The organism is Janthinobacterium sp. SUN176 (assembly GCF_030587335.1).
Classification (GTDB): Bacteria; Pseudomonadota; Gammaproteobacteria; order Burkholderiales; family Burkholderiaceae_D; genus Janthinobacterium; species Janthinobacterium kumbetense.
Genome location: NZ_JAPWIA010000001.1, coordinates 1,947,744 through 1,964,295 on the forward strand (window position 1 = coordinate 1,947,744; position 16,552 = coordinate 1,964,295).

The 16,552-nt window shown below is 62.3% G+C and carries 13 protein-coding genes; 4 read left to right on the top strand and 9 right to left on the bottom strand.

The annotated features are described in order from the left end of the window. Window positions 1–21: 21 nt before the first annotated feature. Together O3299_RS08875 and aceB are read right to left on the bottom strand one after the other, a co-directional pair. Window positions 22–990, bottom strand: a complete 969-nt coding sequence (locus tag O3299_RS08875; RefSeq protein ID WP_305052216.1) for an IS1595 family transposase — start codon at window positions 988–990, stop codon at window positions 22–24. Between the two features lie 155 nt (window positions 991–1,145). Further along, on the bottom strand, window positions 1,146–2,744 hold the full coding sequence (aceB, locus tag O3299_RS08880) for a malate synthase A (RefSeq protein WP_289910360.1): 1,599 nt from the start codon (window positions 2,742–2,744) through the stop codon (window positions 1,146–1,148). Between the two features lie 216 nt (window positions 2,745–2,960). Here aceB and O3299_RS08885 point away from each other — a divergent pair, with 216 nt between their 5' ends. Further along, on the top strand, window positions 2,961–3,872 hold the full coding sequence (locus O3299_RS08885) for a LysR family transcriptional regulator (RefSeq protein WP_035819455.1): 912 nt from the start codon (window positions 2,961–2,963) through the stop codon (window positions 3,870–3,872). Window positions 3,873–4,129: 257 nt separating this feature from the next. On the opposite strand, the gene O3299_RS08890 is transcribed toward O3299_RS08885, so the two are convergent. The 4 genes from O3299_RS08890 to O3299_RS08905 form a co-directional block, all read right to left on the bottom strand. Then, a complete protein-coding gene (locus O3299_RS08890) occupies window positions 4,130–4,333 on the bottom strand; it encodes a cold-shock protein (RefSeq protein WP_010398811.1) in 204 nt (67 codons plus the stop codon). Window positions 4,334–4,631: 298 nt separating this feature from the next. Further along, window positions 4,632–4,994, bottom strand: coding sequence for an Hpt domain-containing protein (locus O3299_RS08895; RefSeq protein WP_305062088.1), 363 nt, complete (start codon window positions 4,992–4,994; stop codon window positions 4,632–4,634). Between the two features lie 22 nt (window positions 4,995–5,016). Further along, a complete protein-coding gene (gene upp, locus O3299_RS08900; RefSeq protein WP_010398816.1) occupies window positions 5,017–5,667 on the bottom strand; it encodes a uracil phosphoribosyltransferase in 651 nt (216 codons plus the stop codon). Between the two features lie 155 nt (window positions 5,668–5,822). Beyond that, window positions 5,823–7,505, bottom strand: a complete 1,683-nt coding sequence (locus tag O3299_RS08905; protein WP_305062089.1) for an isovaleryl-CoA dehydrogenase — start codon at window positions 7,503–7,505, stop codon at window positions 5,823–5,825. A gap of 455 nt (window positions 7,506–7,960) precedes the next feature. Between O3299_RS08905 and O3299_RS08910 the strand changes: the two genes are divergently transcribed. Then, a complete protein-coding gene (locus O3299_RS08910) occupies window positions 7,961–9,640 on the top strand; it encodes an EAL domain-containing protein (RefSeq protein WP_251348432.1) in 1,680 nt (559 codons plus the stop codon). Continuing rightward, the gene (locus O3299_RS08915) at window positions 9,637–11,133 is read left to right on the top strand and encodes an HDOD domain-containing protein (RefSeq protein ID WP_305062090.1); all 1,497 of its coding nucleotides are present in this window, start codon (window positions 9,637–9,639) and stop codon (window positions 11,131–11,133) included. The genes O3299_RS08910 and O3299_RS08915 overlap by 4 nt, the downstream gene beginning before the upstream one ends. Window positions 11,134–11,340: 207 nt before the next feature. Here O3299_RS08915 and aroC read toward each other — a convergent pair whose 3' ends face one another. Further along, window positions 11,341–12,435, bottom strand: a complete 1,095-nt coding sequence (aroC, locus tag O3299_RS08920; RefSeq protein WP_034755562.1) for a chorismate synthase — start codon at window positions 12,433–12,435, stop codon at window positions 11,341–11,343. A 433-nt stretch (window positions 12,436–12,868) separates the two neighbouring features. On the opposite strand from aroC, the gene O3299_RS08925 reads away from it, so the two are divergent. Further along, on the top strand, window positions 12,869–15,130 hold the full coding sequence (locus O3299_RS08925) for a bifunctional diguanylate cyclase/phosphodiesterase (protein ID WP_099667640.1): 2,262 nt from the start codon (window positions 12,869–12,871) through the stop codon (window positions 15,128–15,130). Window positions 15,131–15,199: 69 nt separating this feature from the next. Here the strand turns inward: O3299_RS08925 and O3299_RS08930 are convergent, their stop codons facing one another. Continuing rightward, window positions 15,200–15,646 carry a CBS domain-containing protein gene (locus tag O3299_RS08930; RefSeq protein WP_010398828.1) on the bottom strand — a complete coding sequence of 149 codons (447 nt, stop codon included), beginning with the start codon at window positions 15,644–15,646 and terminating at the stop codon, window positions 15,200–15,202. 224 nt (window positions 15,647–15,870) lie between these two features. Continuing rightward, a complete protein-coding gene (locus O3299_RS08935; RefSeq protein ID WP_305062091.1) occupies window positions 15,871–16,494 on the bottom strand; it encodes a 2OG-Fe(II) oxygenase in 624 nt (207 codons plus the stop codon). Window positions 16,495–16,552 lie beyond the last annotated feature (58 nt).

Genomic DNA, 16,552 nt, shown 5'->3' on the forward strand with positions numbered 1-16,552 from the left:
CCCTTCCGCCATAAAAAATGGCTATGTCACCGTCAAATGTGGGAATGCTCCCAGTGTTGCTTTCAATAACGTTTCTGGTGAGCGGATGCGCCTGGCGTCGAGTATCCAGCGCCAGCCCAGGTAATTCGGCAGGTAGCGCGTTGCCACGCCGCGAAAGGGCCGCAGCCAGTCCCGCAGACGGCTGTGATACGCATTGACGTTCTGCACATGCGCGGCACCCTGCACACGGATGCCTGCGCGCAAGTTGACGGCCTGGTGGCTGATGCCCGCTTCCCTGGCAAACGCCCGGTAGGCGGCATGGCCATCCGTTACCAGCAGGACATCCTTATCGATGACGGGCAATAAACAGCGGTGCAGCTGTGCCTTCGTCAACGCCCCTTTGCCCGTGATGAAATCGAGGGTCTGGCCTGTGCGGTCGCGCACCACCAGGATACAGACCTGCTCATCGGAAATGCCGCGCTGGCGGGCATGGCCGCCCCGGCGGCGGGCCGGACGCGTCATCTGCCTGGATCCCTTTTCCGATTCCAGCACATATAACTCGTCTGCCTCGGCAATGCCATGCAGGCCATGCGGCCGATCCGTCCTGGCGACGCGGAGAAAACGGTGGCGCCAGCGAAACGTGGTGTTGCGGTGCAAGCCCAGCTGCTGAGCGGCCTGACGTACCGACCTGGAATCGAGCAGGCAATCGGCATAGGCGATCCATAGGGCCTTGTGACGCAAGCGGGCCAGCGGCGTGCCCGTCAAGGCATTGAAAGTGCGCCCGCACGGCACACAACGGTAGCGCTGCAAGCCATGCGCATGGCCATGCCGGTGCAGCTGATGCAAGTGGCAGGCGGGACAGGCCAAGCGCGGCTGCGCCACGCTTTCCAGCAGCGCGACGGTCGCGTCATGTGGCGCGTTACCACGCAGCAAGGCCATGCCTGCCTGGCGCTGGCGCCGGTTCAGGTAAGCAAACTGTGCGATAAAGTTGATCCAGTCGGCTGGCTGCATGATCTACTCCCTGCGTGGTGAATATGCAGAGTCAGACAGCGCAGCCAACGGAAGATTCCGGCATTTCCCCTACTTGCCGATGACAGAGCCTAAAAAATCCCGGCAGATGCTTGTATGCATCGCCGGGATTTTTTTATCGATCTAGTTGATCAGGATCAGATTTCTTCATACAGCGGCAAGGTCAGGAATTCGGCGAACGATTCCGACGTCGACATTTCCTCGAAGATTTGTCCTGCGCGCACATAGGTCGGGCCATTGCCGCCCGGCGCATCGCGCTGCACTTTGGCCAGCTCTTCCGGAATCATGGCGCGCACCATCTCGGCCGTCACCTTGCGGCCATCTTCCAGCACGCCCTTGCTCGAACGAATCCATTGCCACACTTGCGAACGGCTGATCTCGGCCGTGGCGGCATCTTCCATCAGGTTATGGATGGGCACGCAACCATTGCCGGCCAGCCAGCTGCCCAGGTAATGGATACCCACGTTGATGTTGTAGCGCAAGCCCGCTTCCGTGATTGGCGCTTCCGGCTGGAAATTCAGCAAGTCCGACGCTTTCACGTCGATGTCGGGACGCTGTTTCTCGATCTGGTTCGGCTTGTCGCCCAGCACTTTCGTGAACTCGCCCATGGCCAGTTCCACCAGGCCCGGATGGGCCACCCAGCCGCCGTCGTAGCCGTCGGTGGCATCGCGCGCCTTGTCATTGCGCACGCCGCCCATGGCGATGTCATTCTTTTCCGGGTCGTTCTTGATCGGGATCAAGGCTGCCATGCCACCGATGGCCGGTGCGCCACGTTTATGACAGGTTTTCAGCAGCAGCAAGGCGTAGGCGCGCATGAAGGGAGCCGTCATCGTAACCTTGGCGCGGTCGGCCAGGCAGAAGTCCTTGTCCAGCTTGAATTTCTTGATGCACGAGAAGATGTAATCCCAGCGGCCCGCGTTCAAGCCCGAGCTGTGCTCTTTCAGCTCGTACAGGATTTCATCCATCTCGAAGGCGGCCAGGATGGTTTCGATCAGCACGGTCGCCTTGATCGTGCCTTGTGGCAAGCCCAATTCGTTTTGCGTCATGACGAAAATGTCGTTCCACAGGCGCGCTTCCAGGTGCGATTCCATCTTCGGCAGGTAGAAGTACGGGCCGGCGCCACGCGCCAGTTGTTCCTTGGCATTATGGAACATGAACAGCGCGAAATCGAAAATACCGCCGGAAATGCGCTTGCCGTCGACCAGCACGTGCTTTTCATCGAGGTGCCAGCCGCGCGGACGCACGACGAGCGTCGCGATCTTGTCGTTCAGCTTGTAGGACTTGCCATTTTGCTCCAGCGAAATCGTCTTGCGCACGGCGTCGAACATATTGATCTGGCCCGTCAGCTGGTTATCCCAGTTCGGCGTGTTCGAATCCTCGAAGTCCGTCATGTAGCTGTCCGCGCCGGAATTGAAGGCGTTGATGACCATCTTGCGCTCGACGGGTCCGGTAATTTCCACGCGGCGGCATTCCAGCGCCTTCGGGATCGGCGCGATCTTCCAGTCGCCGTCGCGGATGTGTGCGGTTTCTGGCAAGAAATCAGGACGCTCGCCCGCGTCGAGGCGCTTGGCCCGCTCCACGCGCACGGCCAGCAATTCCTGACGGCGCGGCTCGAAGGCGCGCGTCAGCTTGGCCACCAGCGCCAATGCCGCGGGAGTCAGGATCTGTTCGTAGCCGGGTGCAATGGCACCCGTGATTTGCATGCCTTCGGGAAGTGCGATCGTGTTCTGCGTCATGAAGTTCTCCGGTTTTTAGTAAATATAAGCAAAGGTAATCTGGTGATCCAAGTATAAGCCGAACGACTGCGCGGGCAAGCTGGACAGAGGCGCAAAAACACTCTGCCGGGCGGCGCGTTTGTTCTATAGTATTGCACTATAAGGCATGGAAACGAGATTAAAAATCACTTCATCTATGCGTTTTTATCACAAGTGATGGCATGACGGGAGCACAACATGGGCCAGTTCAGACAAATATCAACCTTCGTGGAAGTGGTGGCCAAGGGCAGCCTATCGGCCGCCGCGCGCGCGGAAGGCATCGCGCCAGCCATGATAGGCCGGCGCCTCGATGCGCTGGAGCAGCGCCTGGGCGTCAAATTGCTCCAGCGCACGACACGCAAGCTGGCCTTGACGAATGAAGGCGCCGCCTTCCTGGAAGATTGCCAGCGCATCCTGGGCGAACTGGAAGAGGCGGAAGCGGCCGTGGCCGAGCGCAGCGTGAAGGCCAGCGGCCACCTGCTCATTTCCGCGCCGGCCGGCTTCGGGCGCCAGCATGTGGCGCCCCTGATCCCCTCGTTTGTCGCCGAGCACCGCGACGTGACGGTGTCGCTGAACCTGAACGACCGCCTCGTCGACCTGATCGGCGAAGGCATCGACGTGGCCATCCGCATCGCCAGCCTGTCCGATTCCTCGCTTGTGAGCACCAAACTGGCGGACAACCAGCGCGTACTGGTCGGCTCGCCCGCCTATTTGAAACGGGCGGGCACGCCGCGCATCCCGGCCGACCTGGCGAAGCACAATTGCCTGGCGATCAGCAGCGAAGGCAGCCAGCGGGGCTGGACTTTCCGCGAAAACGGCAAGAATGTGATTTTAAAGGTGGCAGGAAATATGGTCTGCAACGATGGCGAAGTGCTGCACGACTGGGCGCTGGCCGGCAAGGGCCTGGCGTGGCGCTCGATGTGGGAAGTGGGTGCCGAGATCGCCTCGGGCCAGCTGGTGACGGTGCTGGACCAGTTCGCCGCCCCGGGCAACGATATCTACGCCGTATTCGCCCAGCGCCGCCACTTGCCGCTGCGCATACGGGCGTTCGTGGATTTTTTAAGGCACTCCTACTCACAGCCAGACTACTGGCGCGAACGGGCTATCTGAGGACGCGGGACCAAACCTGCTACGCGTCGGTTTTGTCCCGCTTCGTGACATCAATGGGAACACCGCAGAGCTCGGCTTAGAGACTTGCGCTGACCAGGCAGGCCTTCCCGCCGACAATGAGGCAAAGTAGCCGAAAGACAGCCGCGCAGAGGCCGCGTAGCCCATCAAACGCACGCAAAACCCATGCCTCACGGAAATTCAGGCGAAAAAAAATCCTCGGAGACCGAGGATTTCTTTATTTCGTTTGATCCAGCGTATTAGATTGGCTGAATGTTCGAAGCTTGCTTGCCTTTAGGGCCAGCGGTCACTTCAAAAGAAACGCGTTGGTTCTCTTGCAGGGACTTGAAGCCGTTCGACTGGATAGCCGAGAAGTGAGCGAACAGATCTTCGCCGCCTTCGTCAGGGGTAATAAAGCCGAAACCCTTCGAATCATTGAACCATTTTACGATGCCAGTTGCCATTACAATTTCCTATTTCAGTTAAGTTGGGCTTGCGCCCGTTATATCGTTTGAAGCAAGAAAGAAATGACAGACAAACTGCACTACTACCTCGAATCCAACGATGCCCAATTATACCAACAAAACTGAGAAAAACCATTCTTTCGCAAAATAAACTTGCGAACACTACTTTAATAGCCAAATCCCCGTCTTGCGGCGCCCTGTACCAGCGGCATGGACACACTATATCCTAATCTGCGACGCGGGTGCTTTGCGTTGTATCAAATGAATCATTGCAACCACATGACTATGGCGCGGTCATCTACGCGGTGAAATGGGTGGCCGCCGCGTCGCGTCCCGCCCAGTCCAGTAGCGCCACCACCTGCGCCCGCACGCCAGGCCAATCCGCCACCGCTTGCGCAGGGGCATTGAGCATGGCGCGCACCAGCTGTTCCAGGCGCCGGCACTCCTGGCCCAGCGCGGCAAAACCGAAGGTGGCGGCCGAGCCGGCCACCGCGTGCAGCGCGCGGTGCAGCTCCGTCAGCGGTTCCAGGCGGGGGCCTTCGCTGTCGCAGCGGCCGCTTGCCAGCGTGATCGCCTGCATCAGGGCCGGCACGCCAGCCGCATATTTTTCATTCAGGGCGCGCAAACGCGCGCGAAAATCCGGGTCGATCAAGGTTGCCATCGCAATACTCGCCTGAACCGGTTTACTTGGTGCCGAAGATGCGGTCGCCGGCGTCGCCCAGGCCCGGCACGATGTAGGCGTGGTCGTCGAGGTGCGAATCGAGCGAGGCGCAGAACATCTTGACGTTCGGATGCGCATTCTGGAACACGGTCACGCCTTCCGGTGCGGCAACCAGGGCCAGGAAAATGATCTGTTCGTCCGTCACGCCCCGTTTTTTCAACACGTCGACGGCATACACGGCCGAATTGCCGGTCGCCACCATCGGGTCGCACAAGATGAAGGTGCGCTCGTTCAAGTCCGGCAGGCGCACCAGGTATTCCACGGGCATGTGCGTGGCCGGGTCGCGGTACACGCCGATGTGGCCCACGCGCGCCGATGGCACCAGGTTCAGCAAGCCATCGCTCATGCCGATGCCGGCGCGCAGGATGGGCACGATGGCCAGTTTCTTGCCGGCGATGACGGGCGCGTCGATGGTCACCAGCGGCGTCTTGATTTCGCGCGTCGTCAGCGGCAGGTCGCGCGTGATTTCATAGCCCATCAGCAAGGTGATTTCCTTGAGCAATTCACGGAAGGTGCGCGTCGACGTGTCGTGCTCGCGCATGTGGCTCAGTTTGTGCTGGATCAAAGGGTGATCGGTAATGAACAAATTCGGGAAGCGCGGGTCTTGTTTCATATTGTTTTTCTTTCTATGCTAGCTGGCGCGGCGGCAAGCCTGGGCCGCAAGCGCGCTGTGTATCGATAAAATGATGGATTGCAGCATTATCCCAGCCCCCAGCCCGCCTGTGGCCGGAATTTTCGAAATAATTGCGTACCCAAGCCGAGGCAAACTCAGTACTCGCGCAGCGCGCGCGCCAGGATGGCTGCGCAATCGGTACCCGCCGGCAAGCGCCCATACGCCCCGCCCGGCGCCTGCACCAGCCGCGACTGCAGGAACGCTTGCGCGACGAACGGCGGCGCATGGCGCAGCAGCAATCCCGCCTGCACGGCCAGCACGATGCGCTCGGATAATTGCCGGGCGCCAAATTCGTCCGTTTGCGGGCCGTCCAGGTCGGCCAGCAGCCGCGCGCGGTAGGCGACAAAGGCGGGGTGTTCATCACCGGCCAGCGCCAGCTCGGCCGCCAGGGCGTCGCGCGCGGCCGGCGACTTGCCGAAGGCGCGCAAGACGTCGAGGCACATGACGTTGCCCGAGCCTTCCCAGATCGAATTGACGGGCAATTCGCGATACAGACGCGCCAGCGGCGCCTCTTCCACATAACCGGTGCCGCCCAGCACTTCCATCGCTTCGAAGCCGAAACCGGGACCCCGCTTGCAAATCCAGTACTTGCCGGCCGGCGTGAGCACGCGCGCCAGCATGGCTTGCCCTGCATCATCCTTTTCATCGAAACAGCGGGCCAGGCGCAGCGCAAACGCCGTGGCGGCTTCCGATTCCAGCGCCAGGTCGGCCAGCACGTTTTGCATCAGCGGCTGTTCGGCCAGCGGCTTGCCGAACACGGCCCGCTGGCGCGCATGGTGCAGCGCTTGCGTCAAGGCGGCGCGCATGATGCCGGCGCTGCCCAGCACGCAGTCGAGGCGCGTGTGGCTGGCCATTTCCAGGATGGTGGGGATGCCCCGCCCCGGCTGTCCCACGAGCCAGCCGTAGGCATTCGTGAACTCCACTTCCGACGAGGCATTCGAGCGGTTGCCCAGCTTATCCTTCAGGCGCTGCACGCGGATGGCGTTGCGGCTGCCGTCGGGCAGGTAGCGGGGCAGGAAAAAGCACGACAATCCGCCCTCGTCCGCCTGCGCCAGGATCAGATGCGCGTCGCACTGCGGCGCCGAGAAAAACCACTTGTGGCCGACGATGCGCCAGGCGCCGGCGGCCTCGTCGCCGAACAGCGCTTGCGCCTCGGCCGGCGGCACCTGCGTAGCGCGCGTGGTGTTGCTGCGCACGTCGGAACCGCCCTGCTTTTCCGTCATGCCCATGCCGACCAGGGCGCCGCGCTTCTGCTCCACGGGCAGCGAGCGGGGATCGTAGTCGCGCGACAGGATTTTCGGCAGCCAGCGCTGCGCGATTTGCGGCAGATCAAGCGCCTGGCGCAAGGCCGGCACCGAGGCATACGTCATCGTCACGGGGCATTGCGTGCCGTTTTCCACCTGCCCCACTAATAGATAGGCGGCCGCGCGCGCCACCTGGGCGCCTGGACCGGGCGACGCCCACGGCGAAGCGTGCGCGCCGGCGCCCACGAGGATGGCCATCAGCTCATGCCAGGCCGGATGGAACAGCACCTCGTCGATGCGGCGCCCGGCCCGGTCGAACTGCTGCAGCTCGGGCGTGTGGATATTGGCCAGGCGCGCCAGCGCATAGGTCTCGGCGCGCCCCAGCCTGTCGCCCAGCGCGTCGAGCTCCTGCAACGCCGCGCCGCCGCCCTCGCGCAGCAGCGCTTCGATCAGCGCCGGGTCGCAGGCGAACAGATTGACATTTTCAAAGGGCGTGGCCTGGTTGAAAACTTCATGCGTGTCAAAGGCATTCATGGAGGTCTCCCGCGATTTGTTATCATGGCGCCCTTGCCGTCGCTGGCGCACCGTCAACACCGTCTGCCAGCCAGACTAGCGCAAAGCGCATGACGGGGCAAGCGCGCCAGTGGAAGCAAGCGCAGATAAATGTTTCCATGTGGAACGAAAATGCCTGCGTGTGTCGCGCGGCATGATTTTTTTCATGGAAGGCAGGAATATTTACAAAACCTGAAGCAATGTTGCTCTATTTCATGTAATCGGGTGCTTTTCAATGATACATTTCGTGTGGATCGCGTTCCGATAGCCGCCTTCCGGCCACTATGGCACGCGTCACGCACGATGCATTCTTTCCGTTGGCGCCCTGCCCTGCAGCGAGCGCCGGCACTGATAACAAAAAGGTAAAAGCCAGCACGATGTTTTCCAGTACCCCATCCGCCGCCCACCGCGAGGCTCGCCACGAGTTGGACAACCTCATGGAAGAGGCAGGCGACGTCGTGTTCCGGCTCGATACGGACGGCCTGATCCTGTTCGCCAGCAAGCGCGCGGCCACCCTGTTTGGCGCACCTGCGGGCCTGTCCGGCCATTTGCTGCTGCCGCTGGCCGCCGAAGCGTCGCGCGCGGCGCTGCAGGCGGCGCTGGAAGACGCCCTGGAAGAACCGGGCCGCCTGGAAGTGCGGCTGCAGACGCCGGACCAGGAAATCTGGTTCGAGCTGCGCCTGTCTTCATATATGAACGCGGCCGGCGTGGCCGAATTGCTGGTGGTCGGGCGCGACACGTCGGCCCAGCACAATACGGAAGAACGGCTGCGCCACATGGCCACGCACGATGCGCTCACGGGCTTGCCGAACCGTTTGCTGCTGTCGGACCGCATCCGCATGGTGATCGCCCAGGCCGCCCGTTCGGGCCAGGGGTTTTCCGTCGCCACGATCGGTCTCGATGGCTTTAAAAAGGTCAACGATGGCCTGGGCCACCCCGTCGGCGACGCCGTGCTGCGCCTGGCGGCGGCGCGCCTGCGCAAGACGCTGCGCGACAGCGACACCCTGGCGCGCGTGGGCGGCGACGAATTCGTTGCCGTGCTGCCCGGCAGCGCCACGGACGCGCAGATCAAGCTGGTGACGGGCCGCCTGCTGGCGACCCTGCAGGCGCCGTTCGAAGTCGATGGCCACACGATCTACGTGGGCGCCTCGGTCGGCGTATCGATCTATCCGCTGCATGCGGAAGATGAAGTGCGCCTGGTGGCGCTGGCCGATGCTGCCATGTCGCGCGCCAAGGAAACGGGCAAGGCCCGCTGCCTGGTCTACAGCCCGCGCCTGAACGGCCCGTCGGAACACGATATTTCGCTGGAAGCGGCCATGTTCCACGCCGTGCGCGAAGGCGAGTTTTTACTCTTTTACCAGCCCATCGTCGATGCGCACACGCGGCAGATCCAGGGTTTCGAAACCCTGATGCGCTGGAAGCACCCGACCCTGGGCCTGGTGCCGCCCGTGCGCTTCATTCCGATTGCCGAAGCCAATGGGCTGATCAACCTGCTGGGCGCCTGGGCGCTGAAGGCGGCCTGCGTACAGCTCAAGCAGTTCCAGGAAGTGGCCAAACGACCGTTGTACATCTCCGTCAACATCAGCCCGCGCCAGTTCCGCAACGACAAATTCCTCGACATCCTCGACGACGCCATCGCGTTTTCAGGGCTGTCCGGCGAACACCTGGTGCTGGAAATTACGGAAGGCACCCTGATGATCGACCCCGTGCATGCAGAAACCATCCTCGTCAAGATGACGGAGCGCCGCGCGCGCATCGCCATCGACGATTTCGGCACCGGCTATTCCTCGCTCGCGTATCTGAAGCGCTTCCCCATTTCCGTGCTGAAGATCGACCGCACCTTCATCAAGGACTTGCCCGAATCGAGCAAGGATGCGGCCATCTGCAACACCATTCTCGACCTGGCCAAGCATTTGAACCTGTCCGTGGTGGCCGAGGGCGTGGAAACCGAAGAGCAGATGCACTTCATGGAATCGCGCGGCTGCCAGTATGTGCAAGGCTACCTGACGGGCAAACCGATGCCGGCCCACGCCGCGCTATCGGCCTTGAGCGACAAAACCTATGCGGCGCTGGTGCCTGCGCCGTCTGCCAATGAACCGCGCGGAGGGGTGCAATGAATCCAGGTCATTTCACGGCGCCGACACAGCTCGGCAAAAACACCCTGGACCTGCTGTGGGCGCGCACGCGCCAGCAGGGCGACATGCCCGGCTTCGCGAAGGCCATCAGCGCCATCCTCGGCGCCATGCGCGGCGAGGATGACCACGAATTCGACATCACGCAAACGGTGCTGTCCGACCCTGTCCTCACGCACAAGGTGCTGCGGCTGGCCAACAGCGGCATGTATTCCGCCTTCGGCCAGCGCGTCAACACGGTCTCGAAGGCCGTGCTGGTGCTGGGCATCGACGCCATCGGCCACCTGGCGCTGGGACTGAAACTGATCGAGGAACTGTCGCAGGCGTCGCCCGATTCCGTCAGCGCCCACGTGGAAATGGAAAAGGCCGTGCTGGCCGGGATGGTGGCGCAGCAGGTGGCCACCAGCGCCGGCAGCCTGCAGGCGGAGCAAGCCGTCGTCTGCTCGATGCTGCACACCCTGGGCCGCATGATGGTGACGTTCTACATGACGGACTTCTGGGCACGCATGCAGGCGCATGCGGGTCCTGGCAACGAGGCGGCCGCCGCGCGCGAAATCCTTGGCCTGTCGCTGCCGGAGGTGGGCTATGCCACGGCCGCCCACTGGGGCTTGCCGCAACACCTGATCAACGGCATGCGTCCGATGGATCCGTCGCCGGACAATGCGCCCGTCAGCGGCGCCGACTGGATGGCGGGTCTGTCGACGATGGCGGCGCGCTGCGCCGACTCGCTGTGGCATGACGATGCGGCCGGCGCGGCGCAGGTGCACGCGCTGATCGACGATTATGCGGGCACCCTGGGCATCGCCGCAACCGACCTGGTGGTGGCCGTGGACAAGGCCAAGGCGATGGCGGCGGCAGACCTGTCGATCGCGCCCCTGTCGAAACCGGCGGAACGGCGCGCGCGCCAGCTGGCGTCGACGCGCATGCGCGCCGAAGGCAACCGCGTGCTGATCGGCGGCCTGGCCGACCTGCGCGGCGCCATCGGCAGCGCCAGCCCGGGCCAGATGGTCTCGATGGCGCTCGAAACGCTGCACCAGGGCTTCGATTTTTCGCGCTCGGTGGCGTTCGTGCGCAACCACAGGGACCATCTGTATTCGGCGCGCATCAGCATGGGCGAAGGCATGGCCGACTTGCAGGACCTGATGGTGTTTGGCGACGCATATGAGCCGAACGTCTTCCACGCGGCCCTCAACAGCGACCGCGTGATCTTCATCGACAACGCGCGCGACCCGAAATTTGCCGCCAAGCTGCCGCAATGGTGGAAAGCGACGCTGTCGGAAGCGCGCAGCTTCGTCGTGCTGCCCCTGTCGGCCAACGGCCACCCCACGGGATTTTTATACGGCGACTGGGACGACAGCTTCCCGCCGATCCAGTTGAACCAGACGGAGTTCAACCTGATCAACGATATCCGGGCGTTGCTGGTGCAGTCGGTGGAGATGCGCCACCAATTGGAATTGGTGGCAAATAAGGTGGCATGAGTACACCTGACCAAACCTACTGCGCGTCGGCATAGGCGGCCTGCGATGCTCACCGTGCTAGAGTACGGTTGCGCTTCTTAGCCACCTCTCCCTTCCGCTCGCTACGGTTTTGTCAGGTGTCGCAAGTGTCGTTGTTAAACGAGAAAACGACCATCAAGGTCGCAGGTCGGATCAGGGCCGCAGACCCGTTATCCGACAACATTCAGCTTACTTCAACTTCGGCGTATTCACGCTGACATCGCCGCACTGCGCGCGGTGCATCAGGGCGTGGTCGATCAGCACCAGCGCCAGCATGGCTTCGGCGATCGGCGTGGCGCGGATGCCCACGCACGGGTCGTGGCGGCCGAACGTTTCCACCATCACGGGATTGCCCTCTTTGTCGATCGAACGGCGCGGCGTACGGATCGACGACGTCGGCTTGATGGCGATCGACACTTTGACATCCTGCCCCGTCGAAATGCCGCCCAGGACGCCGCCGGCGTTATTGCCGATAAAGCCTTCCGGCGTCAGTTCGTCGCCATGCTCGGAACCCTTTTGCGCCACCGAATCGAAACCGGCGCCGATTTCCACGCCCTTGACGGCATTGATGCCCATCATGGCGTAGGCGATGTCGGCATCCAGCTTGTCGTAGATGGGCTGGCCCAGGCCCACCGGCACGTTTTGCGCGATCACGTCGATGCGCGCGCCGATGGAGTCGCCGTCGCGGCGCAACTGGTCCATGGCCTCTTCCATGCGCGCGATCAGGTCCGCGTCGCCGCTGGCGGCAAAGAACGGGTTCGCATGCACGTGCTCCCACGACTGGAACGGCACGGGAATGTCGCCCAGCTGGCTCATGCAGCCCTTGAACGTGGTGCCGTACTGCTGCAGCAGCCATTTCTTGGCGATCGCCGCCGCGCCCACGACGGGCGCCGTCAGGCGCGCCGACGAGCGTCCGCCGCCGCGCGGATCGCGCACGCCATACTTGTGCCAGTAGGTGTAGTCGGCGTGGCCGGGGCGGAAGCTTTCCGCGATATTGCCGTAATCCTTGCTGCGCTGGTCTTCATTGCGGATCAGCAGGGCAATCGGCGTGCCCGTGGTCACTCCCTGGTACACGCCGGAGAGGATTTCCACCGTATCCGATTCCTGGCGCTGCGTCACGTGGCGCGAGGTGCCGGGCTTGCGGCGGTCCAGCTCAGGCTGGATATCGGCTTCCGACAGGATCAATCCCGGAGGACAACCATCGATCACGCAGCCGATGGCTGGGCCATGCGATTCGCCGAAAGTGGTAACAGTAAACAGCTTGCCAAAAGAATTGCCGGACATAGTAGGAAGTGTGAGGACTGGAAAACTCAATTCTACCAGCCTGCGGGGCATGCCATGCCGCTAATGCCCCACCAGGACCGGATATTCCCCCGCCCGTCTCGCCATTTTAAAATCCCGCGTATTTTTTCATGTAAAAAATACCAAATAAGAGTTGCAATCGTGCAATACAAGAAATATTGCCCCACAGAATAGACTTAAAAAAACATTTTGCTTATTAAATAGCTATATACTTGGATGAACGATCATCAGAAAATACTCAAGCCTCGGCTATATGGAGTGCTGTTTTTTCGATGCGTCCAGAGCGCTTCAGAAATGCCCAGGGCTAGGCGCACTGCCGAAGACAGTACGCGAGTACGGCGAGGCAGTGCAACAACGCCATGGGCATTTCTGATGTGCTCACATTCCGTACTGAGTCATCTTGGAGAAGCTATACATGCCCGCACCGATCATCCCCCTTGACGCCAACAAGGACGATCACGACGACCTGGTATTCCTCGATGAGCAACCAGCGGCGCCGCTGGCCGTCGCACCGCGCAGCGTCTGGCGGGTGATGATCATCGACGACGATGAAGACGTCCACTCCACCACCACTTTCGCCCTGGGCAACCTGGAAATGCAGCACCGCCCGCTGGAATTCGTGCATGCGTATTCGGCCGGCCAGGCGCGCGAACTGCTCAAGCATGAAGACGACATCGCCGTCATCCTGCTCGACGTGGTGATGGAACAGGATGACGCGGGCCTGCATCTGGTGCGCTATATCCGCGAAACCCTCAAGATGACGGATGTGCGCATCATCCTGCGCACGGGCCAGCCCGGCTATGCGCCGGAAATCGACGCCATCCGCGATTTCGACATCAACGACTACAAGACCAAGTCCGAATTGACGCGCATCAAGCTGTTTACCACGGTGACGGCAGCCATCCGCTCGTACGAGCAGATCCGTTCGATCAGCAGCAGCCGGCGCGGCCTGGACCGCATCGTCCACGCCAGCACGCAGCTGATGGCGCTGCACGGCGTGCAAAACTTCTCGGCCGGCGTGCTGGCGCAGATCGCCGACCTGCTGGGCATCCGCGCCGACGGCGTGCTGTGCGTGCAGGACTTGCAGGACAACGGTGCGCGGGAATTGCTCGTCTCGGCCTGCACGGGCAGCTTTTCCAGCTTGCCGCACAGCGCCCTGTGCGGCCTGCAAAATCCGCGCGTGATGGCCGCCGTCGAGCACACGCTGGCGCAGCGGCGCAATGTGTATGCGCACGACTACGCCACCCTGTACTTCGCGGGCAAGGCCAGCCGCGACGCGGCCGCCTACCTGGTGCTGCCGCGTCCCCTCTCGGCCATCGATGAAAGCCTGCTGGAAGTATTCTGCAGCAACGTCGCCGTGGGTCTCGACAACGTCGAACTGGTGTCGCACCTGCACAATGCCGCCTTCTACGACCAGTTGTCGAAGCTGCCCAACCGCACGCGCCTGGTGGAAATCCTCGACGCCACCCTGGCCGGTCCCGCGCGCGACGACGCCACCCTGTCGCTGGTGGACCTCGACCATTTTGCCGAGACCAACGACGCGCTGGGCCACCAGTTCGGCGACATGCTGCTCGTGGCCGTGGCGGGACGCCTGCAAACCCAGCTGGGCCCGCAGCTGACCGTGGCGCGCCTGGGCGGCGACATCTTTTGCGTGCTGGGCGACTCGTCGCAAGTCAATCCGACCAAGATCCTGGCCCTGTTCCAGGCGCCGTTCAGCATCGATGGCCAGGACGTGCAATTGTCCGCCACCCTGGGCCTGGTGCGGCTGGGCGAACATGCGGGCACGGGCGCCGATGCGCTGAAAGATGCCGATATCGCCCTGAAACGGGCGAAAAGCCAGCAGCGCGCCGGGCATTTCTATTTCTCGCGCAGCATGGGCATCGAAATCCGCGAACGGGTGCGCATGATGCATGCGCTGCGCACGGCTTTCAGCCAGGGCCAGCTGTTTGTCGTCTACCAGCCGCAGATCGACCTGACCACGCGCCGCCCCGTGGGCGCCGAAGCGCTGCTGCGCTGGCAGACGCCGGACGGCAAATTCATCTCGCCCGACCGATTTATTCCCATTGCCGAGTATTCCGGCATCATCATCGACCTGGGCGAATGGGTGCTGCGCACGGCATGCCGCGAACTGGTGCTGCTGCGCGAGCAGGGCCACCGCAACTTCGTCATGTCCGTCAACGTGTCGCAAGTGCAGTTCCGCCACCCCCTGTTCCTGGAAATGCTGCGCGCCGCGCTGGAAGAGACGCAGGCGCCGCCCGAGTTCATCGAACTGGAAATCACGGAATCGATGGCCATGGAAGAGCCCGATTTATTGATCAAAATGTTGTGGCAGATCAAGCAAACGGGCGTGAGCATCGCCATCGACGACTTCGGCACGGGTTTTTCCTCCCTATCCTATTTGCAGCGCCTGCAAGTGGACCGCCTGAAGATCGACCGCGCCTTCGTGACGGAAATCACGGGTTCCGCGCGCGGCAGCAGCATCGCCGAAATGGTCATCCAGCTGGGCCGCAACCTGGGCCTGGCCGTGATCGCGGAAGGCGTGGAAGACGAACGCCAGGCGCAGATCCTGCAGGCGCTGGGCTGCCCCATGGCGCAAGGTTTCCTGTTCGCCCGCCCCATGACGGCCACGGCGCTGGGCAGCTGGCTGAACAATGAAGCGCTGCAGGGCGCCGCATAGGCGCCACCCTGGATAGACAATGCAAAACGCCGGCAGTTGCCGGCGTTGTTTTTACTGCATGAGTGAAGCTTAGTCGGTGGTTTCGGCCGGCCAGTCGCGGATATAGGCCTTGAGCATCTGGTTTTCAAAGCTTTGCGCTTCGAGCACGGCGCGCGCCACGTCGTAGAAAGAAATGACGCCCAGCAAGGTCTTGGCATTCATGACGGGCAGGTAGCGCGCATGCTTTTCCAGCATGATGCGGCGCACTTCATTGACTTCCGTATCGGGCGTGACGGTAATCGGGTGGTCATCCATGTGCTTGCGCACGGTGCCGCCGCCGATCTGGCCCGCGTTTTCATGCAGCGCGTTCAACACTTCGCGGAAGGTCAGCATGCCGACCAGGTCGCCAAACTCCATGACCACCAGCGAACCGATGTCCTTTTCAGCCATGGTATTGGCCGCGTCAAGCAGGGGCTGGTCAGGCGTGACCGTGTAGAGGATATTGCCCTTGACTTGGAGAATTTCAGATACTTTCATATTGGCCGTCCTGTCCGCGTGATTGGTATTTTAGTTATTCTAGCCCTTACTGCGACTGTAGCCTATGCCTGCGGAAAAATCCAGCCTTGCGCGCAATCAAATCGAAGGGGATTGCCGGGCAAGAAAAACGTAGCGAGCGGATGCGCGGCGCGACCGAGAAGCGCAGCGGTACGCGAGTACCGTGAGCATCGCCGGCCGTGCCCCGCGACGCGCAGTAGTTTTTTTCATGCTCTACGGCGGAACCACCCTGCTATCGACAGGCGCTCGCGCGCCGTCGGCAACACTTCGTGCAGCATCTCGCCCGACATGAACATCGCCATGCGGCCCGCCTGCGGCGCGATATCGATGTGCTCGCCGCCCTGCGGGTGCAGGCGCAGCGCGCCGCCGTGCTCCGGCAGCCAATCGTCGTTGAGGTACAGCACGACGGACACCGTGCGCTTGTCGTCGTCGCGGAAACGGTCCAGATGGGCCCGGTAAAAGGCGCCCGGCGCGTACAGGGCGAAGTGGCTTTCGTACTCGTCCAGCCCCAGGAACAGCTCGCGGTTGAGCATGCAGCGCAGCGCTTCCATGTGTTCCAGGTAACGGTCGCAAGCGGTTGAGCGGCCCGTTTCCAGCCATTCGATATGGTCGCCGCGGATGTCCGGCTGCAGCAGCGGCGCATGGCCGCTGCCCACGCCGGCGCCCTTCATCTTGCCGCTGAGCATGGATTGCACGCATTCGGCGGCCAGCTGGCGGCTCAGTTCAGGGGAGATAAAATGCTCTTGCATGAGCCAGCCTGCGTGGCACAGGCCGTCGACGATAGAAGGTCCGGGTACGGCAAGGGCGCCGTCGAACGATATTGCGGGCATAAAATCTTTCCTGGTGGACATGCGATGAGAGTTCGCCTGAAGCCCAGGATTTCGCTGG